At 72.1% G+C, this 21426-nt stretch carries 23 protein-coding genes; 16 read left to right on the plus strand and 7 right to left on the minus strand.

What is annotated here, in order from left to right:
* Positions 1-60: 60 nt before the first annotated feature.
* Both HHX31_RS28190 and coaA read right to left on the minus strand, forming a co-directional pair.
* Positions 61-996 (minus strand): DUF389 domain-containing protein, encoded by a 936-nt coding sequence (locus tag HHX31_RS28190; protein ID WP_169951852.1) that lies wholly within the window; start codon positions 994-996, stop codon positions 61-63.
* A gap of 10 nt (positions 997-1006) precedes the next feature.
* The gene (gene coaA, locus HHX31_RS28195) at positions 1007-1948 is read right to left on the minus strand and encodes a type I pantothenate kinase (protein WP_169951854.1); all 942 of its coding nucleotides are present in this window, start codon (positions 1946-1948) and stop codon (positions 1007-1009) included.
* 105 nt (positions 1949-2053) lie between these two features.
* Here coaA and HHX31_RS28200 point away from each other — a divergent pair, with 105 nt between their 5' ends.
* From HHX31_RS28200 to tsaD, 10 genes are all read left to right on the plus strand, one after another.
* On the plus strand, positions 2054-2404 hold the full coding sequence (locus tag HHX31_RS28200) for a holo-ACP synthase (RefSeq protein ID WP_169951856.1): 351 nt from the start codon (positions 2054-2056) through the stop codon (positions 2402-2404).
* Positions 2405-2493: 89 nt separating this feature from the next.
* The gene (locus HHX31_RS28205; protein WP_169951858.1) at positions 2494-3996 is read left to right on the plus strand and encodes an NAD(P)H-hydrate dehydratase; all 1503 of its coding nucleotides are present in this window, start codon (positions 2494-2496) and stop codon (positions 3994-3996) included.
* Positions 3997-4050: 54 nt separating this feature from the next.
* Complete coding sequence (gene alr, locus HHX31_RS28210) at positions 4051-5196, plus strand: alanine racemase (RefSeq protein ID WP_169951860.1); 1146 nt, start codon at positions 4051-4053, stop codon at positions 5194-5196.
* A gap of 24 nt (positions 5197-5220) precedes the next feature.
* Positions 5221-6273 (plus strand): alpha/beta hydrolase, encoded by a 1053-nt coding sequence (locus HHX31_RS28215; protein WP_169951862.1) that lies wholly within the window; start codon positions 5221-5223, stop codon positions 6271-6273.
* Positions 6270-6731, plus strand: a complete 462-nt coding sequence (tsaE, locus tag HHX31_RS28220; protein ID WP_169951864.1) for a tRNA (adenosine(37)-N6)-threonylcarbamoyltransferase complex ATPase subunit type 1 TsaE — start codon at positions 6270-6272, stop codon at positions 6729-6731. The genes HHX31_RS28215 and tsaE overlap by 4 nt, the downstream gene beginning before the upstream one ends.
* Positions 6732-6953: 222 nt before the next feature.
* Positions 6954-7595, plus strand: coding sequence for a hypothetical protein (locus HHX31_RS28225; protein ID WP_169951866.1), 642 nt, complete (start codon positions 6954-6956; stop codon positions 7593-7595).
* Between the two features lie 2 nt (positions 7596-7597).
* Positions 7598-8149, plus strand: a complete 552-nt coding sequence (locus tag HHX31_RS28230; protein WP_169951868.1) for a class F sortase — start codon at positions 7598-7600, stop codon at positions 8147-8149.
* A gap of 77 nt (positions 8150-8226) precedes the next feature.
* On the plus strand, positions 8227-8949 hold the full coding sequence (gene tsaB, locus HHX31_RS28235) for a tRNA (adenosine(37)-N6)-threonylcarbamoyltransferase complex dimerization subunit type 1 TsaB (RefSeq protein WP_169951870.1): 723 nt from the start codon (positions 8227-8229) through the stop codon (positions 8947-8949).
* A gap of 49 nt (positions 8950-8998) precedes the next feature.
* Complete coding sequence (gene rimI / locus HHX31_RS28240; protein WP_169952042.1) at positions 8999-9445, plus strand: ribosomal protein S18-alanine N-acetyltransferase; 447 nt, start codon at positions 8999-9001, stop codon at positions 9443-9445.
* A gap of 99 nt (positions 9446-9544) precedes the next feature.
* Complete coding sequence (gene tsaD, locus HHX31_RS28245) at positions 9545-10582, plus strand: tRNA (adenosine(37)-N6)-threonylcarbamoyltransferase complex transferase subunit TsaD (RefSeq protein WP_169951872.1); 1038 nt, start codon at positions 9545-9547, stop codon at positions 10580-10582.
* Between the two features lie 60 nt (positions 10583-10642).
* On the opposite strand, the gene HHX31_RS28250 is transcribed toward tsaD, so the two are convergent.
* From HHX31_RS28250 to HHX31_RS28260, 3 genes are all read right to left on the minus strand, one after another.
* Positions 10643-11581, minus strand: coding sequence for a hypothetical protein (locus tag HHX31_RS28250; RefSeq protein WP_169951873.1), 939 nt, complete (start codon positions 11579-11581; stop codon positions 10643-10645).
* A 156-nt stretch (positions 11582-11737) separates the two neighbouring features.
* Complete coding sequence (locus HHX31_RS28255; protein ID WP_311932276.1) at positions 11738-12943, minus strand: THUMP-like domain-containing protein; 1206 nt, start codon at positions 12941-12943, stop codon at positions 11738-11740.
* A gap of 49 nt (positions 12944-12992) precedes the next feature.
* Entirely contained in the window at positions 12993-13571 is a 579-nt protein-coding gene (locus HHX31_RS28260) for a MarR family transcriptional regulator (RefSeq protein WP_311932277.1), read from the minus strand.
* Between the two features lie 135 nt (positions 13572-13706).
* Between HHX31_RS28260 and HHX31_RS28265 the strand changes: the two genes are divergently transcribed.
* The 5 genes from HHX31_RS28265 (at position 13707) to HHX31_RS28285 (ending at position 17946) form a co-directional block, all read left to right on the plus strand.
* Positions 13707-14552, plus strand: a complete 846-nt coding sequence (locus HHX31_RS28265; protein WP_211590444.1) for an NAD-dependent epimerase/dehydratase family protein — start codon at positions 13707-13709, stop codon at positions 14550-14552.
* A gap of 167 nt (positions 14553-14719) precedes the next feature.
* Positions 14720-15034 (plus strand): co-chaperone GroES, encoded by a 315-nt coding sequence (gene groES, locus HHX31_RS28270; protein ID WP_111699864.1) that lies wholly within the window; start codon positions 14720-14722, stop codon positions 15032-15034.
* A 66-nt stretch (positions 15035-15100) separates the two neighbouring features.
* On the plus strand, positions 15101-16726 hold the full coding sequence (gene groL / locus HHX31_RS28275) for a chaperonin GroEL (RefSeq protein ID WP_169951875.1): 1626 nt from the start codon (positions 15101-15103) through the stop codon (positions 16724-16726).
* Between the two features lie 381 nt (positions 16727-17107).
* Positions 17108-17734, plus strand: coding sequence for a sigma-70 family RNA polymerase sigma factor (locus HHX31_RS28280; RefSeq protein WP_169951877.1), 627 nt, complete (start codon positions 17108-17110; stop codon positions 17732-17734).
* Positions 17731-17946, plus strand: coding sequence for an anti-sigma-D factor RsdA (locus HHX31_RS28285; RefSeq protein ID WP_169951879.1), 216 nt, complete (start codon positions 17731-17733; stop codon positions 17944-17946). The genes HHX31_RS28280 and HHX31_RS28285 overlap by 4 nt, the downstream gene beginning before the upstream one ends.
* On the opposite strand, the gene HHX31_RS28290 is transcribed toward HHX31_RS28285, so the two are convergent.
* Together HHX31_RS28290 and HHX31_RS28295 are read right to left on the minus strand one after the other, a co-directional pair.
* Positions 17907-18284: a DUF5319 domain-containing protein gene (locus HHX31_RS28290; protein WP_169951881.1), complete on the minus strand. Its 378-nt coding sequence runs from the start codon at positions 18282-18284 to the stop codon at positions 17907-17909. The two genes, HHX31_RS28285 and HHX31_RS28290, sit on opposite strands and share 40 nt — an antisense overlap.
* Positions 18285-18364: 80 nt before the next feature.
* Complete coding sequence (locus HHX31_RS28295; RefSeq protein ID WP_169951883.1) at positions 18365-19369, minus strand: helix-turn-helix transcriptional regulator; 1005 nt, start codon at positions 19367-19369, stop codon at positions 18365-18367.
* Positions 19370-19926: 557 nt separating this feature from the next.
* Between HHX31_RS28295 and guaB the strand changes: the two genes are divergently transcribed.
* Entirely contained in the window at positions 19927-21408 is a 1482-nt protein-coding gene (gene guaB, locus HHX31_RS28300; RefSeq protein WP_169951885.1) for an IMP dehydrogenase, read from the plus strand.
* Positions 21409-21426: the final 18 nt, after the last annotated feature.

A 21426-nucleotide genomic window follows, 5' to 3' on the forward strand; every position in this document is an offset into this window, starting at 1 on the left:
GCGGCGGATCGCCGGACCTCCCTCTGACGGAGGAACGCGCCTACGACTCAGGTATGCCCGTCACGCCCGTCGTACGACTCCGCCGTACCGCTTCCAGAGGAAACGCTGGAGGAACAGCGTCAGCGCCCCGGCGACGACCATGCCGGCGATGTTGACGAGGAGTTGCAGCGCGGAGCCGCCGACCTCGTCCCAGCGCGCGAGCGCCAGGGCGACGGCCATGTAGCCGGCCGCGGGGACGGTCGTGACGGAGATGAAGACGCCCACCAGCGCGGACGACTTGCCCGCCGTGATCGACAGCACGCCCGCGGCGCCGGCGAGCAGCGCCACGATGAACGACCACTGGTCGGGCGTCACGATGAAGCGGACCTCGTCGTGGTGCCGCAGCGTCTCGGGGGAGATCCAGCCGAGGCCGCGTGTTGCGAGGGCGCAGAGCAGGGTGACGGCGATCGCGGACGCGAAGCCCACGGCGAGCGTGCGGGAGGCCGCCCCGACGACCGGCCACCGGCGGCGCAGCAGGCCGAAGGAGACGGCGGCCACCGCGCCGAACTCCGGCCCGAGGACCATCGCACCGACGATCAGGATCTGCGACGGGATCAGCACGCCGATCGCCGCGATCATCGTGGCGATGACGAGGAACGCCAGGAACGCCCAGGTGACGCGGCTGTCGAGGGCCACCCGCTGCTCGAACTGGTCCCACACGACGGCGTCGTCGCCCTCTCCCGGCGCCTGTTCCTCCGCCTCGGCCGCGCGCCGGGAGATGGACAGCTCGACGTCCGCGGCCGTGATCGAGCCGTCCCGTTCCAGGCCGAGCGCCTTGAGCTGCTCGATGACCGAGTCCGCGGCCTCCCTGGCGACGTCGGCGAGCACGACGTCGCCCTCCGGCCGCCTCGCCGCCTCGCGGAGGAGCACGACGTCGGTGACGCCCGGCGCGTGGTCGAAGATCTCGATGACCCGGTCCGTACGCTCAAAAGGGGCGATCACCCGCAACCGCAGCACCGGACGATTATCAGGTACGGCGGAGCCGTACGTGGGTGATCGAGTGATCAGAACCCTTGTGGAGGACCAGACCGGCCCGCTCACGCGTGGGCGTGATGTTCTCCACGAGGTTGCGCTCGTTGACGTCCCGCCAGACGGACTCCGCGAACGTGGTCGCCTCCTCGCGCGAGAGCGCCGCGATGTGCCGGAAGTAGGACTTCGGGTCGGCGAAGGCCGTACGGCGCAGCTTGTGGAAGCGCTCGACGTACCAGGTGCGGATGTCCTCGATCCTGGCGTCCACGTAGATGGAGAAGTCGAAGTAGTCGTAGACGGCGAGGGCGTCCGGCGGCGCGGGCTGCAGGACGTTGAGCCCTTCCACGATCAGGATGTCCGGCCGGTCGACGGTGTGCGTCGCCCCGGGCACGATGTCGTACTCCAGGTGGCTGTAGACGGGCGCCTCGACCGAGGGACGGCCCGCCTTCACGTCGGCCACGAAGCTCACCAGCGCCCGCCGGTCGTAGGACTCGGGGAAGCCCTTGCGGTGCATGATCCCGCGATCTTCGAGCACCTTGTTGGGGTAGAGGAAGCTGTCGGTGGTGATCAGATCGACCCGCGGGTGCTCGGGCCAGCGGGCGAGCAGCGTGTGCAGCAGCCGCGCCGTGGTCGACTTGCCGACCGCGACGCTGCCCGCGATGCCCAGCACGTACGGCGGGGGCGCGTCCTGCTCGCCGAGGAACGCGCCGACGGCCGCGCCGCGCTGCCGCGAACCCGTGAAGTGCAGGTTCAGCAGCCGGGTGAGCGGCAGGTAGATGTCCGTCACCTCGGACAGGTCGATCGGGTCGTGGACGCCGCGAAGCTCCTCCAGCTCCGCCTCCGTGAGCGTGAGCGGTGTGTTCTTGCGCAGGTCACGCCACTGCTCGCGGCTCAGCTCGACGTACGCGTCCTCATCTGCCACGACGGCAAGCGTAACCATGGCGTCCTGGTACCCCGACGCCGGGTGTGCACAGGCTGTGGACAAAAATCGATGGATTACTTCAGCGCGTGACGGGGAAGGAATGTCGGCCCGTACGCTGGCGGTGTGATCGTGGGCATCGGGGTGGACGTGGTCGAGGTGGCGCGCCTGGGCGCGGCCCTGGAGCGCACGCCCGCGCTGCGGGAACGCCTGTTCACCGCCGCCGAGGGCACGCTGGCGCTGCCCTCGCTGGCCGCGCGGTTCGCCGCCAAGGAGGCGGTGGCCAAGGCCCTCGGGGTGCCGCCGGGGCTGCGGCACCTGGACGCGGAGGTCGTGGCGGGCGGGCGCGGCCGTCCCGAGCTGAGGATCACCGGCCGGGCCGCCGAGGTGGCCCGCGACCTGGGCGTACGCAGATGGCACGTCTCCCTTTCACACGACGGCGGTATGGCGGTCGCCTACGTCGTCGCCGAGTCCTGAGCCGGCGGCCCCTGCGAGGCCGCCGCCCGGGTCCGCCGCCGCTGGGGCGGTGATCGCCTTCGCCGTCGCGGGAGGCTACGGTCGGACCCATGCGGACCGCCTACACCTCAGAACAGATCCGCGTTGCCGAGCACGCGCTGATGGCGAGGCTTCCCGAGGGGACGCTGATGGACAGGGCCGCCGCCGGGCTCGCCGCGGTCTGCGCCCACCTGCTCGCCGGCTCCCGCGGCAGGGTGTACGGCTCCCGCGTGGCGCTGCTCGCGGGCGGCGGCGACAACGGCGGCGACGCCCTGTACGCGGGCGCCCGGCTGGCCCGAAGGGGGGCTCGGGTGGAGGCCGTGCTCGCGGGCTCCCGCGCCCACGAGGGCGGGCTGGCCGCGCTGCGCGAGGCGGGAGGCCGCGCCCACCCGTACGACGCCGCCCGGGCCCGCGAACTGGTCAGCGGCGCCGACCTCGTGATGGACGGCCTCGTCGGCATCGGGGGCGGCGGGGCGCTGCGCGAGCCGTACGGGACGCTGGCGGAGCTGACCGCCGAGGCCGACGGCCTGGTCGTGGCGGTCGACGTGCCGAGCGGGGTGGACGCGAGCAGCGGAAGGGTCGAAGGGGCGGCCGTACGCGCGCACATGACGGTGACTTTCGGAGCGTACAAGGTGGGCCTGCTCGTCGACCCCGGAGCCTCGCACGCGGGCGCGGTCGAGCTGGTGGACATCGGCCTCGGGCCCTTCCTGCCCGATCCCGAGATGGCGGCGCTGACCGCCGACGACGTGTCCGACGCGCTGCCCCGCCCCGGCGCGGAGAGCGACAAGTACCGGCGGGGTGTCGTCGGGGTCGCCGCGGGCAGCGACAGGTACACGGGGGCCGCCGTGCTCTCGGTCGGCGGCGCGGTGCGCGCGGGCGCGGGGCTGGTGCGGTTCGCGAGCTCGGCGGAGCCGGTGCGGCTGGTCAGGGCCAGGTGGCCGGAGGCGATCACGACCGTGCTCGACCCGGCGCTGGTGCTGAAGAGCTCGCTTGACGAGGTCGGGCGCGTGCAGGCGTGGGTGCTCGGCCCCGGCCTCGGGACCGGCCCCGAGGCCCACGCGGTGGCCCGCGCCGTGCTGTCCACCGGCGTGCCCGTGCTGGTGGACGCCGACGGGCTGACGCTCGTCGCCAAGGACCGCTCGCTGCTGCGCAGGGCCGCCCCCACCGTGCTCACCCCGCACGCGGGGGAGCTGTCGCGGCTGCTCGGCGTGCCGCGCGAGCAGGTCGAGGCCGGGCGGCTCGACCACGTGCGGCGGGCCGCCGCGGAACTGGGGGCGACGGTGCTGCTCAAGGGCTCGACCACGCTCGTCGCCGAGGAGCACCGCCCGGTGCGGGTCAACACGACGGGGACGCCCTGGCTGGCCACGGGCGGCACCGGCGACGTCCTTTCGGGCATCGCGGGCGCCCTGCTCGCCGCGGGCATGAAGGGCTACGACGCCGCCTCGTGCGCGGCGTACGTCCACGGGCTGGCGGCGCGGATCGCCGCCGGGGGCGGCGCCACGGGCCTCGGGCGGGCGCCGATCGCCGCGCTCGACGTGGCCCAGGCGCTTCCCGAGGCCCTGCGTATGCTCTGACGTGCGGTGTCGTGGTGGGCGCGGGCACCCGGGTCCACCTGACACACTGGGGAAATGAGCTTCTCGACGGTGCGCTCCGCCACCCCGGCCGAGGCGCGCGTGGACCTGTCCGCGATCCGGCACAACGTCAGGCTGCTCGCCGAGCGGGCCTCGGGCGCCGATCTCATGGCGGTGGTCAAGGCCGACGCGTACGGCCACGGCGCGCTGCCCGTGGCGCGGGCCTGCCTGGAGGCGGGGGCGACCCGCCTCGGCACGGCCTTCGTCCGCGAGGCGCTGGCGCTGCGCGAGGCGGGCGTCACCGCGCCGATCCTGTCGTGGCTCATCACGCCGGGCGAGCCGCTCGACGCCGCGCTGCTCGCGGACGTCGAGCTGTCCGCGGGCGCGACGTGGGTCGTCGACGACATCGTCGCCGCCGCCCGGCGCACCGGTCGTACGGCCCGGGTGCACCTGAAGGCCGACACCGGCAACTCCCGGGGCGGCGCCACGGTCGCCGACTGGCCGTCGCTGGTCGAGCACGCGCTCGCCGCGCGGGCGAGCGGGGCCATCGAGATCACCGGCCTGTGGTCGCACTTCGCCTGCGCCGACATCCCAGGCCATCCGTCGATCGCACGCCAGCTCGCGACGTTCGACGAGGCCGTCGCCGTGGCGGGCAAGGCCGGTGTGCCGGGCGACGCGATCCGCCACATCGCCAACTCCGCCGCCGCCCTCACGCTGCCGCAGGCGAGGTACGACATGGTGCGCGCGGGCATCGCGATCTACGGCCTGAGCCCGGTCCCCGAGCTCGGGGACTTCGGGCTGCGCCCCGCCATGACGCTGGCGGCGCGGCTGGCGCAGGTGAAGGAGGTCCCCGCCGGCTCCGGCGTGTCGTACGGGCATCTGTACGTAACTGATCGCGAGACCACGCTTGGTCTCGTCCCTCTCGGGTATGCGGACGGCATCGCGCGAAACGCGACCAACCAGGCGGAGGTGCTCGCGGCGGGGCGCCGGCGGCGGATCGCCGGCCGGGTGTGCATGGACCAGTTCGTCATCGATCTCGGTGACGACCCGGCGGAAGCGGGGGACGAGGTGCTCCTTTTCGGACCTGGGGGCCAAGGAGAGCCGACCTGTCAGGATTGGGCGGATTCCCTGGGCACGATTAACTATGAGATCGTGACGAGGATCGGATCCCGCGTGCCTCGCGTTCACCTGGACGAACGCTGAGCCGCGGCTGCGAGGAGGGCAGGCATGGGCACACGTCGCAAGGTCGGGATCGCCGGAGCGGTCTTCGGCGCGGCGTCGGCGGGGGTGGCCGCGGCCACGCTCGCCAAGAGGTACGCCGTCGGCCGCATCCGCCTGCGGCCGGACCTGGAGGCGAGTGAGCCCTTCGGCGAGCTGCGCGGCCGTCCGGTGACGCTCACGACCTCGGACGGCGTGCGGATCCACGCCGAGGTCGACGGCGTGGAGGACGCGCCGCTGACGGTCGTGCTGTGCCACGGCTACTGCCTTTCCTCGGACTCCTGGCACTACCAGCGGCGCGACCTGCGCGACTCCTATCGGGTGGTGCTGTGGGACCAGCGCTGTCACGGCCTGTCGGCACGCGCCCCGGCCGGCGACTGCACCATCGAGCGCCTCGGTGAGGACCTCGCGCTGGTCCTCGACGAGCTCGTGCCTGGGCCCTGCGTGGTGGTGGGCCACTCCATGGGCGGCATGACGATCATGGCGCTGGCCGAGCGGCGGCCCGAGCTGTTCGGTGACAAGATCCGCGGCGTGTCGCTGGTCGCGACCTCGGCGGGCAAGATCGCCGAGCTCACCCTTGGCCTGCCCGCCCTGGTCTCCAAGATCGTCAACCTCGCGGTGCCGCCCGCCGTGTCGGTCATGCGCAAGAGCGGCGCGCTGGTCGACCGGGGCAGGCAGGCGGGCACCGACCTGTCGTTCCTGGCGCTGCGCCACCTCGGGTTCGGCGATTCCAAGAACGTCAGCCCGACCGTCGTGGACTTCGTCGAGTCCATGATCAGGGCCACTCCCTCCGAAGTGATCGCCGACTTCTACCCGGCGCTGATGTCGCACGACAAGCTGACCGCGCTCGACGTGCTCAACAAGGTCCCCACCGCGATAATCGTCGGAGACCGCGACTGGCTGACGCCGATCGACCACAGCAGGGCGATCGCGTCGGCCGTGCCGACCGCGCAGCTCACCACAGTGCCGGAGACGTCGCATCTCGTGCAGCTCGAACGGCCCGACGCCGTGAACGAGGCGCTGCGCGAACTGCTGAAGCGAGCGGAGAGGGGAAACACGTGACCACGGCTGAGTTCCGGGCCGCGACCGCCGAGGACACGCGGGCGCTGGGGGCGCGGCTGGCCGCGCTGCTCGGCCCGGGAGACCTGGTCGTGCTGAGCGGGCCGCTGGGCGCGGGGAAGACGACGCTGGTGCAGGGCGTCGCCGAGGGCCTGAAGGTGCGCGGGCCGATCACGTCCCCGACATTCGTGATCGCGCGGGTCCACCCGTCGCTGTCCGGCGGGCCCGCGCTCGTGCACGCCGACGCCTACCGCCTGGGCGGCGCGCTCGAAGTGGACGACCTGGACCTCGACGCCTCGCTGACGGAGTCCGTCACCGTGGTCGAGTGGGGCGAGGGACTGGTCGAGGGCCTGTCGGAGGACCGCCTGGAGATCCACCTTGAGCGCGGCGCCGAGGGCGAGGAACGCCTCATGAAGGTGACCGGCGTGGGCCCGCGCTGGTCCGAACTCTCCCTCGTCTGACGCATCCCCACGCTCCCGGATAAAGGCCACAATCTGCCTCTGACGTGCGGATAAGGATCTGCGGGGACAAGCCGGGCATTGTCCCCGCGGGATCCAGACCGGTCCGCCGCATCTCCTTGACGCCTGTCCGCACACCTGTGGATCATCAGGACGTAGAAGATCCTCGGTCATGAGTCGGCAAGGATTTTCTGGGTAAGGGACCGGCGTGGAAGAGGTGTGCCGTTGAGCAGGATCACGCAGGTCGCCGTCGGGGGAGCCGTGCTGCTCTGCGCGCTGGGCTGCTCGGCGCAGGCCGGGACGGTCTCGACCGAGCCGACCATGACGCTGACCCCGGCCCTCCCGACGCCGATCGTGTCGGTGTCCCGGCAGGACGTGCGGGTGGACGTCGATCCCAAGCGTGTCGTCGGCGGGTCGACCAAGAGCATCCACATCACCGCCAGGTGCCCGCTGCCCCAGGGCGGCACCGACTACCGGGCGACGGCCCGCTCCGACGCCTTCACCGGGCTCGTCACGCTGGTGGCCCCGGCCGCGCCGTCGGCCAGCCCCGGCGCCGCGGCCGTGCCGATGGTGCGCGGCAGCGCGACCATCAGGGCCGGGGCCAAGACGGGCGGCTACCGCGTGCAGGTGCGCTGCGAGGCCACCAACGACGTCGGCAGCGCCTCCTTCAAGATCGTCGCGGCGGAGCCCGACCGCACCGAGGACAACACGAGGATTCCCACCAGGGCGCCGCACGCGGGCGGTGGCGGCACGGCGGCCGGCGGCCCCACGGACGAGCCGGGACTGCCGGTCGGTGTCACCGTCGTCGTCCTACTGGCCGCGCTCGGCGTCGGCGTCGGCGTGGTCCGCAGGCGTTCCGGGGCCTGACCTTGGCGCTCTCCACCCGGGGGGTGATCATCGCGGGGGTGATCACCGGGCTCGTGTTCGCCGCGGTCACCGGCGGCGGGGAGGAGGAGCGGCCCGCCGCCAAATCCTCCGCCGTACCCAAGCGGATAGACATCCCGGCGTTGAATCTCAAAGCCCCTCTGATGAAGCTCGGCCTGTCCGACGAGGGCGACGTCGAACTGCCGCCGTTCGACAAGCCGACCACCGCGGGCTGGTACACGGGCAGCGTCGTGCCGGGAGACCCCGGCGCCTCCGTGATCATCGGCCACGTGGACACCAAGACCGCCCCCGCCGTCTTCTACCGGCTGCGCGAACTGCGCAAGGGAGCGGTCGTCAAGGTGGTGCGCAGCGACGGCAAGACCGCCTCCTACCGGGTCGACTCCGTGGAGCGCGTGCCGAAGGACGACTTCCCCGCCGAGCGCGTCTACACCGAGGACGGCCTGCGCCTGATCACCTGCGGCGGCGACTTCGACTGGTCACAGCGTGAATATCGCGACAACGTCATCGTCTACGCCTCCCTGATCCGCGCAGCCTGACCTCGTTCGCGGCGGGAGCGGCGGGAATCGCCCAGGTGTGGCCGTCCGCCCCCGCGCAGCGACTACGCTTGACCTCCGTGCTTGTCTTGGCCTTCGACACCGCCACTCCCGCCGTCACCGCCGCGTTGCACGACGGCGAGCGCGTGGTGGCAGAGTCGACCACGATCGACGCGCGACGGCACGGGGAGCTTCTGGCGCCCGCCGTCGAGCATGTCCTGCGCGAGTCCGGAGCGACGCTCAAGGACGTCACCGCCATCGTCGCGGGGACCGGTCCCGGGCCGTACACCGGCCTGCGGGTCGGCCTGATGACCGCGACCGCGCTGGCGCTGACCGCCGGCGTGCCCGCCTTCGGGGTGTGCACGCTCGACGCGCTCGCGTACGCCGCGCGGGAGAGCGGGCCGTTCCTCGTCGCGACGGACGCGCGCCGCAAGGAGGTCTTCTGGGCGAGGTACGGCGACCCGCGCACGCGGCTCGACGGACCGCGCGTGGACCGGCCGCACGACCTGCCCGCGGACCTGCCCGTGATCGGCGCGGGCGGCGCGATGTACGCGGACGTCATCGGCCCCGGCCGGGTGCGCGGCCCCGAGCATCCGTCGGCCGGCGCGCTCGCCGCCCTGGCGGCCGAGCACCTCGCGACGCTGAGCGAGGAGGAGGCGGCCAAGATCGCCCAGGTGCCCGAGGGACGCGTCGACTCCGTCGAGAAGGCGCGGGAACTGGCCGTGCTCGGCCCGCCGCGGCCCATCTACCTGCGCCGTCCCGACGCGCAGGTGCCCGGGACGCCCAAGCGGGTGACGGCGTGACCCGCCGCGGGAGCGCGCCGTGAGGCAGGCCGAGGCCGTCCTGCGCCAGATGACCCACGAGGACCTGCCCGCCGTGATGGAGATCGAGCGGAGCACGTTCCCCGAGGACGCCTGGAGCGAGCCCATGATGCGCGGCGAACTGGCCGACCAGCCGCGCACCCGCCACTACCTCGTCGCGGAGGTGGGCGGCCGCGTCGTGGGCTACGCCGGGCTCGCGGTGGCGGCCGACCAGGCGGACGTGCAGACCATCGCCGTCCTCGCCGACCACCGGAGGGCCGGCGTCGGAACCGCGCTGATGGACGCCCTGCTCGCCGAGGCCGTACGCCGCGGCACGGCCTCGGTGTTCCTGGAGGTGCGCGCCGACAACCCGCCCGCGCAGGCGATGTACGAGCGGTTCGGCTTCCGGCGGCTGGGCGTGCGACGGCGCTACTACGACGACGGCACCGACGCCATCACGATGGTTAAGGACCTCGGGCCGCGACACCAGGACGGCTGAACGCCGCCGGAGCGAGGCGGCCGAGCGCCTCCGGCACGACCCGGCGGACGCGGGCCGCCCTGATGAGCGAAGCGGGAAACACGAGATAGGGGAGCGGGCATGAGCGGGCATGACGAGCCGATCGTGCTGGGGATAGAGACGTCCTGCGACGAGACGGGCGTGGGCATCGTCCGCGGCCACACGCTGCTGGCCAACACCATCGCCTCCAGCATGGACGAGCACGCCCGGTTCGGCGGGGTGGTGCCCGAGGTGGCCTCACGGGCGCACCTGGAGGCGATGACGCCCACGGTGGAGAGCGCGCTGGCCGCCGCCGGGCTGCGGTTCTCCGACATCGACGCGGTCGCGGTGACCGCGGGGCCGGGCCTCGCGGGGGCGCTGCTCGTCGGCGTGGCCGCCGCCAAGGCGTACGCGCTGGGTCTCGGCGTCCCGCTCTACGGGGTCAACCACCTCGCCGCGCACGTCGCCGTCGACCAGCTGGAACACGGCCCGCTGCCCAAGCCCGCGATCGCGCTGCTGGTGTCGGGCGGGCACTCCTCGCTGCTCCTCGTGCCGGACGTCGCGCAGGACGTGATCTCACTCGGCTCGACCGTGGACGACGCGGCGGGCGAGGCGTTCGACAAGGTGGCCAGGGTGCTGGGGCTGCCGTTCCCCGGCGGGCCGTACATCGACAGGGCCGCCCGCGAGGGCTCGGGCACGGCGGTGGCCTTCCCCCGGGGCAAGTACGACGACGGCACGCTCGACTTCTCCTTCTCCGGCCTGAAGACGGCCGTGGCGCGGTGGGTCGAGGCCCGCGAGGCGTCGGGCGAGGCGGTGCCCGTGGCCGACGTCGCCGCGTCGTTCCAGGAGGCGGTCGTGGACGTGCTCACCCGCAAGGCGCTGCAGGCGTGTGCCCGCTACGACGTGCAGGACCTGCTGATCGGCGGTGGCGTGGCGGCCAACTCGCGGCTGCGGGCGCTCGCCCAGGAGCGCTGCGACGCGGCGGGGGTGCGCCTGCGGGTGCCCAGGCCCGGCCTGTGCACGGACAACGGCGCGATGGTGGCGGCGCTCGGCGCCGACCTGGTCGCGGCCGGCGCCACGCCCTCGACGCTGGAGATCCCGGCCGACTCGTCGCTCCCGATCACCGTCGTCCACGTCTGACCGGCGGCGGGCCGCCGATCCGCGCGTCCAAGGTCGGGGTGGTCGCCTGCCCCGCGCGGGTCAGTCGGTGTGCTTGTGGGCCGGGCGCAGCAGGACCTCCGCGAGCGCCAGCATGGTCTCCTCCAGCGCGGCGAGCCGCCGGGCCACGTCTCCGCGCGCCGGCTCCATGGCGCGGGTGACCGCGTCGGAGACGGTCTCGGCGATCTGCTCGCGGTCGGGCCTGCTCCGCACCGCCTCCGCGAGCGGCGCCACCGCCCCCGCCGTAAGGGTGAGATCGGCGTTCATGCCCGCCATGGTCGTGCTCATCTCGTCCACGCTCGCGGCGACGTCGCCCAGCCCGGCGCTCAGGCCCGCCACGGCGGCGTTCACGCCGTCCACGTTGGAGCCCAGCCCCGCGACGGCGCCGCGCAGGTCGCCGATGCCCAACTCGGCGGGGAGGGTCCCGACGCGCTCGCCGACCGCCTCGACGCCGCTTCGCACCGCCTCTATCCGGCCTCCGGCCGAGTCGAGCCCCTCGACGACCACGGCCTCCAGCCGTTCCGTGCGCTCGGTGAGGGAGGCGAGGGCCTTGTCGAGGCGGGTGAAACGCCCGGCGGCGGCCTCCATGCTGCCCTGGAACTTGCCGAGCCGGTGGGCGAAGTCGGCCATGCGCTCGGCGAGGCCCTGGGTCCTTCCGCCGGTCTCCTCCACGTGGTCGCGCAGCAGTTCCACGTGCTGGGCCAGCCCTTCGGCCCAGGCGGGCGGTCTCGTGTTCATGTCGTCGAGCCGCTGGGTGATCGCCTCCAGGGCCGCGCCGAGGCCGCCCAGTTCGCGCTCGCGCACCTCCCGGAGCAGCCACTCCATGCCCTCAAGCCGCTGGCGGATCTCGTCGAGCACCGCGCCCTGCGTCCGCTGCTCGTAGACGTGGTCCTGCGCCGCACGGGCGAGCAGTTCGCGCATCCGGTCGGAGATGGCGGTCTGGCTGCCCGCTTGGAGGAGGTTGTGGCTGGAATGCTCCACCGAGAATGCTCCTTCACTCGCCGAAACGTCGGTTCGGCCCGTCTCGCGCAGGATGAACGAACAGGCGGCACGCCCGACGGCCAACTTTAGGCCCTGACCCGCGGCCATCAGGGGTGGAATGAGAAAGGCGGCAATTGCCGGTGGATTACTCAGGTTTCACCCGTCGGTGCTGGTCCGCACCACCTCGGGGGCCTGGCAAAGCAGTACGTACGGCCGCTCTCCGATACGAGTCAGGACAATTACCACAGAATTGTCCCCGGAAAGCCGCAAATCCTTGCGTAGCCGTTCGACGTCGACGGCGGACCCGCGTTTCTTGATGGTGACCGCGCCGACGCGCCGTTCGCGCAACGCCGCTCGCAGCCCCTTGAGCGAGAACGGCATGACGTCGGTCACCTCATAGCACGACGCCCACTCCGTGCGTACGAGGCGATCGCTCGTGATGTAGGCGATCCTGGGATCGAGGAGATGGCCGGACACCATGGCGGCGACCTCGGCGACCAGGTGGGCACGCACCGCCGCGCCGTCGGGTTCGTAGAGGTAGCGGCGCACCGGCCCGGTCTCCGCCTCCGCGCCGGACGCCGTGAGGGTCACCCCGGACGGCAGCAGGGTGGCGCGCCGTCCCTCCGTCCCCATCCCGGCCCAGATCGCCGCCTCCTTCACCTCGCCCCGGTACGACACCCACTCGGCCTCGGCGCCCTCCGGGATGAGCTCGTACGGAATGCCGGGGGCCACCTTCAGGCAGGCGGCGGGGGCGCGGGCCACCAGTTCGAGCACGACCGGCCAGGCGGGGGAGTAGGCCATCGGGTCGAAGGTCCGTCCCCGCGCTCCGCGCCTGGCGGGATCGGCGAACAGCAGGCCGTAGCCTCCGGGGTCGGCCAGCGCGGCGTCACCCGTGCGGACCGAGGCCAGGGAGGACAGGCCGAGCGCGGCGGCGTTGGCGCGGGCGACCTCCACGGTCAGCGGGTCGAGGTCCACGGCGTCCACGGCGCAGCCCGCCCGCGCCAGCGCGAGGAGGTCGCCGCCGATCCCGCAGCAGACGTCGAGCACGGTGGGGCCGCCGTCCGGCAGGGTTTCGGCGCGGATCCTCGTGGCGCGATGCGCGGCGACCTCGGGGCGCGTGGCCTGCTCGAGCCCGTGCGGGGTGAAGTACATGACGGCGGCCTCGGGGCCGAACTTGGCCTCGGCCCGCCGCCGCAGCGACGCCTGGGTGAGCGCCGCCGCCGTCAGGTCCGCCGGGTGGCCGCGGCGCAGCGCGCTCGCGGCGGCCACCGGGTCGGCGCCGTCGGCGAGGATCCGCGTCGCCTCGTGCAGGGCGGCCTGCCCGGTGGGCGTGAGCAGCATGCGGAAGGCGTCCAGGTCCACGCCCGCGACGCTACACCGCCCGGCGGCGGCGCCGATCCGCCGGACGTGGTCAGCAGGGGCCGGCGTCGCCGAGCGAGGTGAGCAGCTTGCGGAGAAGCACGGAGAGCTGGGCCCGGTCCTCGCCGGTGAGGCCGGCCAGCAGTCGCTCCTCGTTGGCCACGTGACCGGAGAGCAGCGCGTCGACCAATGCCCGGCCCTCGCCGGTGAGGGTGATCAGCACCATGCGGCGGTTGGCGGGCGAGACCTCCCGGTGCACCAGTCCCTTGGCGGCGAGGCGGTCCACCCGGTTGGTGAGCGCGGCGGAGCTGACCATGGCGGCGGTGGCGAGGTCGCTCATGCAGAGCCGGTGGTCGGGGTTGGACCGGAAGAGCGTGGCGAGCACGTCGAACTCCCACGGCTCCAGGTCGTGTTCCGAGAAGTGCTCCTTGATGCCCCTCTCCAGCAGCCTGGAGGCGCGGGAGATCCGCCCGGCCACCCCCATGGCCGAGCAGTCCACGTCAGGGCGCACCTGGGCCCACTGGCCGAGTATCCGGTCGACGGCGTCGGCGCGCATGGTGCCGGTGCCTATCGTGCCGCCGGTGCCTGTGGTGTCGTCGCCGGTGGTCTCGTCGGCGAGGGTGTCGTTCATAGCGCGCAGCGGCCTGGGTCCTCCGCCGCTCCTCCTCCACCGTCCATGGTAGCCGACACTTCGACGTTGAAATATCTTCCGGCCGTACGCTAGCCTCTACGTCGAACAGTACAACGTCGAAATGTTTGAGGTAGAATGATGAAGGTCCTGCTGCTCGGCGCCACGGGGTACATCGGCTCGGTGCTGGCGGAGCGTCTCGGCGAACACGGCCACGAGGTCGTCTCACTCGTCCGCGCGAAGCCCCGCGACACCGCCGTGCCCGGCGAGGTGCGCCACGGCGACATCAACGAACCCGGGACGCTCAGGGCGGCGGTGACGCCGGACATCGACGTCGTCGTGCACGCGGCCAACCCCGTCGGGGACGAGGCGGCCGACGTCGCGGCGATCGAGGCGCTGGCCGGCGGCGGGGCGCGACTCGTCTACGTCAGCGGCGTCTGGGTGCTCGGCGCCACCACGGAGGCGGCGGACGAGGACGCGCCGGTCAATCCCATCGCACTGTCCGGCTACCGGCCGCGGGTGGAGAGGCTGGTGCGCGACTCGGGCGGCGTCGTCGTCAGGCCGGGCATCGTCTACGGCCGGGGCGCCGGCATCCCCACGCTGCTCGTCTCCCCCGAGAGGGAGGACGGCCGGTACGTCCACGCGGGCGGCCCGGTGCCGACGTGGCCGACCGTCCACGTCGACGACCTGGCCGACCTGCTGGTGCTCGCGATCGAGAAGGCCGAGCCCGGCAGCCTCTTCCACGGCGTCGCGGAGGAGGCGGTGAGTGTCGCCGAGATCGCGGCGGCGGCCGGCCGTACGGGGAGGGCGGTGCCGTGGCGGATCGACGAGGCGGCCGAGGCGCTCGGCCGTCCGTTCGCCGAGGGGCTGGCCCTGAGCCAGGTGGTGAGCGGCGATCTCGCGAGGAAGGTGCTCGGATGGGAGCCGCGCCGTCCGGGCATCGTGGACGACGTGCGCTCCCGTCCGTCGGCCTCCCGCGTCTGACCTGCGATGCCGGTTCGTGTTGACTGTCACGCGCCACTTGCATACTGTTTCGTGTTGGCACTCTCCTACTGAGAGTGCCAATAGCGACGAGACAGGTCTGACACCCGCGACGGCAGGCCGCTGGTCGCCTCTTCAGCTCATTCATCGCAATCTGAAGGGGAGGTCCGATCGTGACGACCGCCACCAAGGTTCCCGTTAAGCCGCTCGGCGACCGCATCGTGGTCCAGCCGCTTGAGGCCGAGCAGACCACCGCCTCCGGCCTGGTCATCCCGGACACCGCCAAGGAGAAGCCGCAGGAGGGCCGCGTCCTCGCTGTGGGTCCGGGCAACTGGGACGAGGACGGCGAGAAGCGCATTCCGCTCGACGTCAAGGAGGGCGACGTCGTCCTCTACAGCAAGTACGGCGGCACCGAGGTCAAGTACGGCGGCGAGGAGTACCTGGTGCTCTCGGCCCGCGACGTGCTCGCCATCATCGAGAAGTAGGCCGCGTCGGCCAGTGGAGCCCCGGGTTAAGCGCCCGGGGCTCCGCGCGCTCACAAGGAGACCTGAATGCCGAAGATCCTGGAGTTCGAAGAGGACGCGCGGCGCGCTCTCGAGCGTGGTGTGAACGCTCTCGCCGACGCCGTCAAGGTGACCCTCGGCCCGCGCGGCCGCAACGTCGTCATCGACAAGAAGTTCGGTGCCCCGACCATCACGAACGACGGTGTGACCATCGCTCGCGAGGTCGAGCTGGACAAGCCGTACGAGAACCTGGGCGCCCAGCTCGCCAAGGAAGTGGCGACCAAGACCAACGACATCGCGGGTGACGGCACCACCACCGCGACCGTCCTGGCCCAGGCCATGGTCCGCGAGGGCCTGCGCAACGTGGCGGCCGGCGCGCAGCCGCTGTCGCTCAAGCGCGGCATCGACAAGGCCGCCCAGGCGGTCAGCGAGCGGCTGCTCGGCAGCGCCCGCCACGTCGAGGACAAGAAGGAGATCGCCAACGTCGCCACGATCTCCGCGCAGGACGCGAAGATCGGCGGCCTGATCGCCGAGGCGTTCGACAAGGTGGGCAAGGACGGTGTCATCACCGTCGAAGAGTCCAACGCGATGGGCCTGGAGCTGGAGTTCACCGAGGGCCTCCAGTTCGACAAGGGCTACCTGTCGCACTACATGGTGACCGACTCCGAGCGCATGGAGGCGGTCCTCGAGGAGCCCTACGTCCTGATCACCCAGGGCAAGATCTCCTCGATAGCCGACTTCCTGCCGTTGCTGGAGAAGGTCGCCCAGAGCAAGCGCCAGCTCCTGGTCATCGCCGAGGACGTCGAGGGCGAGGCCCTGGCCGTCCTGGTGACCAACAAGATCCGTGGCACCTTCACCTCGGTGGCCGTCAAGGCCCCCGGCTTCGGCGACCGCCGCAAGGCCATGCTGCAGGACATCGCCATCCTCACCGGTGGCCAGGTCGTCAGCGAGGAGATCGGCCTCAAGCTGGAGCACGTCGGCCTCGAGGTGCTCGGCACGGCCCGCCGCATCGTGGTCAACAAGGACACGACCACGATCGTGGACGGCGCCGGCGACGCCCAGGCGATCGAGGACCGCGTCCGCGAGATCAAGGTCGCGATCGAGCAGTCCGACTCCGACTGGGACCGCGAGAAGCTCCAGGAGCGTCTCGCGAAGCTGGCCGGCGGCGTGTGCGTGCTGCGCGTCGGCGCTGCGACCGAGGTGGAGCTGAAGGAGAAGAAGCACCGCCTCGAGGACGCGATCTCCGCGACCCGCGCCGCGATCGAGGAGGGCATCGTCTCCGGCGGTGGCTCCGCGCTGGTGCACGTGGCCAAGGAGCTCGACGACCTGGGCCTGACCGGCGACGAGGCCACCGGTGTCTCGATCGTCCGCAAGGCGCTGGTCGAGCCGGCCCGTTGGATCGCCGAGAACGCCGGCCTGGAGGGCTACGTCGTCACCTCCAAGATCACCGAGATGAACGCCGGCGAGGGCCTCAACGCCGCCACCGGCGAGTACGGCGACCTGGTGGCCCAGGGCGTCATCGACCCCGTCAAGGTGACCCGCTCGGCCGTGCAGAACGCCGCGTCCATCGCCGGCATGCTGCTCACCACCGAGGCCCTCGTCGTGGACAAGCCCGAGGAGGAGGCCCCGGCCGCCAACGGAGGCCACGGGCACGGTCACGGCCACGGCCACTGATCGAGTCCGCTGATCGAGTCCGCTGATCGAGGCGGGCGGCCCTCCCGGCCGCAGGCCCCGTAGGTAGCATCCCGCGCCCCGCGCCCGCCCAGAAGGCGGACCGCGGGGCGCGCCGCTTTTCCGCCCCTTGTTCCGTGCCGTGCGCCCGGGGCGCGCCGCCGGAAGCGCGGCCGGGGTGTGGCAGGGCCGCGGGCAATGAGAACGACCCGCATACTTCTTTTTCGCTGTCAAGCCGTCGCGTATATATCTCGCGTTTTGGGCATTCCGGTTGGAAGGTTCCAACAGGTGAGTGGCCGAATGATTACGGTCCGTTATCGACGCGTCAATGTGACCAATCCGTAGCCGTTAACCATGACGACATGAACGATCGCGGCGGGCATCATGCGTAACGTGACCGAGGGATGCGTCGCCGACGCCGCAACTGGGGTAAGGCTTGCGACGAGATCGGATGAGTCCGACCTCAGGGAACTGACCAGCCTTGCCGTACAGGGAGATCGCACCGCGATCGAATCACTGCTGGGGCATCTGCGCCCGATGGTGGTCCGGTACTGCAGGGCTCGACTGGGCAGGGTGTCCGGTCAGTACCACATAGCCGACGACGTGGCCCAGGAGGTGTGCATCGCGGTGCTGTCCGCGCTGCCGCGCTACCGCGACATGGGCCGCCCGTTCGCGTCGTTCGTCTTCGGCATCGCCTCGCACAAGGTGGCCGACGCCCTGCGGAGCTCCGTCCGCTCGGCCGTGCCGACGCAGGACCTGCCCGACGGGCCGGACGAGGGCCCGGGGCCCGAGGAGACGGTGGTGCGCTACATCGAGGCGCAGCACGCCAGGGACCTGCTGGCCCGGCTCCCGGACACCCAGCGTGAGCTCCTCATCCTGCGGGTGGTCTCGGGCCTGTCGGCCGAGGAGACGGGTAATGTACTCGGCATGTCACCGGGCGCCGTCCGGGTCGCGCAGCATCGCGCGCTCGCACGGCTCCGGCAACTCGCCGAGTTGGAGTCGATTGCGTGACCACGAAACGTCGTCGCAGGGTGCGCCACCCGCGGTCGTACGGCGATGCTGATCTGGAGGGCGACGTAACGAGGACGGACGCCGTCCTCGACGCGCTCGCCCGCAGAGAGCCGGTCGGCGGCACGGACGCCGCCGTCCGGTTGCTGGGCGCGCTGATCGCCGACGTGGACAGTCAGCGGCTCTCCTCCGTGTCGATCACGCCGTCCACGTAGCCCCGGGCGTACTCCCAGCTTACGTAGTCGGCGGGATCGGGCTGGTAGGCAGGCTCGTGCACCTGCGGCCGGCCGTTGTCGATCATCTGGCGCAGGTTGCCGCGCAGCAGGTCCCAGTCGAAGTAGTGCTGTTCGCCGCACTCCGGGCAGTCGAGCACGAGCCCGAGCACGCCCTGGGGTTCGAGCAGGGAACGGAAGACCTCCACGTCGGCGAGATCGGTCAGCGCCTCGTCGCGCTCGGCGAGCGTCAGCGGCTCCACGTCGTCGGGTGTTCCAAGCTCCGCCGCGGGGTCGTTGGGGTCATCCGCGAACGGGTCGCGGGGGACGTCTTCCAGCACGCATCCCACCTTATGACCACCGCCCCCTCCACGAGTGAAAGTGCGCCTCATCTGCTCGTCGGGCCGCGGGCGCGGACCCGTCACAGCCAGCCGCGGCGGGCGGCCTCCACCCCCGCCTGGAAGCGGGACTGCGCCCCGAGCTCCGACATCGCCTCGGCGAACCTGGCACGGACCGTGCGTACGGACACCCCGAGGTGGCGGGCGACGGCGTCGTCGGACAGGCCGTGGGCGGCCAGCCGTAACACCTGCAGCACGTTGTTGTGCGGGGAGATCGGCGCGGCCCGGGCCCACAGCTCCTCGAACAGCGCCCGCAGCGCGCCCACCGCCACCGGGGCGTGGACCAGGTAGCAGTTGTAGGAGTGCTCGGGCAGCGGGACGCCCCACTCCGCGGGCAGGCCCGCGGCGCCGTCGCCGAGCGCGAAGAACCAGCTGGGCACCGCGTCGAGGGTGCGCAGCCCCGCGCCCACGGCGGAGAACCGCCCGCGCACCTCCCGTACGGCGGGCGAGGACAGGGCGTCGAGCGCCACGACCAGCCGCAGGCGCAGGATGCCGTCCGCGGCGGCCTGGAGCCACTGGCCGCCGTACCCGTCCGCGAACCTGGCCATGGTCCGGCGGTCGGGCACGGCCATGACCAGCTCGGCGGGGGGCGCCTGCAGCGCGAGCCCGATGACGCTCTCGCAGAGCTCGTCCGCGCCGCTCATCGGCTCGACGGAGAACCTGCCGCTGCGCCAGTCGCGGCCGGCGTCGTAGTGATGGGCCAGACGGCCGGCCGCGGCGAGCACCTCGTCGATCTGGCGGGTCTCCCTGGCCATGCGGTCCAGCCGCTCCGCCACCAGCCGCCCGATCGCCGCGGCCGGGTGCCGTACGGAGAACTCCTCCCGCCGCCGGTCCACCGCGCCGAGCCGTACGAGCCCGTCCAGGGCGTCGAGCACGTCCTCCGCGGGCCTGCCGACCACCTCGGCCAGCTCCGTCAGCGTGGCGCGATGCAGCCGCAGCATCGCCGTGTAGAGGGCCGCCTGGCAGGGGGAGAGGCCGAGGCCTTCGAGAGGGCCGGTCTGGGGATGGGCGTTGCGCGTCGTGCTCATGCTCGCTCCGTCGGTGGTCACACATGGTCCCCAGCGCTGATCGGACCGCGCTGGTCGCATCGGCCGCACTGGCCCGTGGTGCGAAAACGGCTCCCGGCGTCCCGCGCCCCGACTTCCGCCTCATCCCCGCATCGCTTCGCGTCGTGAGAATAGCTCGGCTTTTCCGCGCTGTCCGTCCCGTTCGCACATTCGGTACGACCGGATGCGGCGGCTTTTGCAGGGATGCGGGCGATCACATTTCCTTTCGGTCGCGTTTTCGAAAGCGGAAATGCATCTTTGTGCAGTTGCACGTTACGCCATTGCGCGTTGACGTTCCGTGACGCATCCTTGACCCAGCGTTAGCCGGGAACGCCGCGACCGCCGGGCACGGAGGGGGGCTCGACGGAGTGGCAGGCGCGACGCGTGGAAGTGGGGGGACCGGGAGCCGGTCCCCCCACTTTTTGTGCCGGCCCTCTTGACAGGTCTGCCGGTTTGCGGTTTGAGACGACCACTAGACTGACCTCGGGTCCGGTGGGGGACCCACGCGCGGGAGCCGCGGCGCAGGAGGGGTGCAGCAGATGGCCAAGTTCACCGAACCGGGACTCACGTTCGACGACGTGCTCCTCGTTCCCGCTTATTCGGACCTGCAGCCGGGGGAGGCGGACACGACGACGCGGCTGTCCAGGAACGTCACGCTGCGCATCCCGCTGGTGTCGGCCGCGATGGACACGGTGACCGAGGCGCGGATGGCGGTCGCGATGGCCCGGCAGGGCGGCATCGGCATACTCCACCGCAACCTCTCGATCGAGGAGCAGGCGCAGCAGGTCGACCTGGTCAAGCGGTCGGAGGCGGGAATGGTCACCAACCCGGTGACCTGTTCCCCCGACGACACCCTCGCCGACGTCGAGCGGCTGTGCGCGACCTACCGGATCTCCGGGGTCCCGGTCACCGACGTGGACGGCGTGCTCGTGGGCATTGTCACCAACCGCGACATGCGGTTCGAGAGCGACCAGCGCAGGGCCGTGCGCGACGTCATGACCCCGATGCCGCTCGTGACGGCGCCGGTGGGCGTCGACCGCGACGAGGCGTTCCGGCTGCTGCGGCAGAACAAGGTCGAGAAGCTTCCGCTCGTGGACGGGGCAGGCCGCCTGCAGGGCCTCGTCACGGTCAAGGACTTCACCAAGAGCGAGCAGTACCCCATCGCGACCAAGGACGCCGACGGCCGTCTCATGGTCGGCGCGGCGGTCGGCGTCGCGGGCGACGCCGAGGAGCGCGCCATGACGCTGATCGACGCGGGCGCCGACGTCATCATCGTCGACACCGCGCACGGGCACTCGCGGGGTGTCTGCGACATGATCGCCAAGATCAAGGCCAACGGCCGGGTCGACGTCATAGGGGGCAACGTCGCCACCCGCGCGGGCGCGCAGGCGCTGGTCGACGCGGGCGCCGACGCCGTCAAGGTGGGCGTCGGGCCCGGCTCGATCTGCACCACCCGGGTCGTCGCCGGCGTGGGCGCGCCGCAGCTCACCGCCATCTACGAGGCGGCGCTGGCGTGCGGGCCCGTGGGCGTCCCGGTCATCGGCGACGGCGGCCTGCAGTACTCGGGCGACATCGCCAAGGCGCTGGCGGCGGGGGCCGACACGGTCATGCTGGGCTCGCTGCTGGCCGGCTGCGAGGAGTCGCCCGGCGAGCTGATCTTCATCAACGGCAAGCAGTTCAAGTCGTACCGGGGCATGGGCTCGCTCGGCGCGGTGCGCAACCGCGAGCGCGGCGGCGCGTCGTTCAGCAAGGACAGGTACGCGCAGGCCGAGGTGTCCGGGGAGGACAAGTACATCCCCGAGGGCATCGAGGGCCAGGTGCCCTACCGCGGCCCGGTCGCGGCGGTGGCCCACCAGCTGGTCGGCGGCCTGCGGCAGGGCATGTGGTACACCGGCTCCCGGACGATCGAGGAACTGCACGAGAAGGCGCAGCTCATGCCGATCACCACGGCCGGGCTCAAGGAGAGCCACCCGCACGACATCCAGATGACGGTCGAGGCCCCGAACTACCACGGGCGATAGTTCGCACCCGAAGAAACG

This window comes from Microbispora sp. H11081, from assembly GCF_012999535.1.
Lineage (GTDB): Bacteria > Actinomycetota > Actinomycetes > Streptosporangiales > Streptosporangiaceae > Microbispora.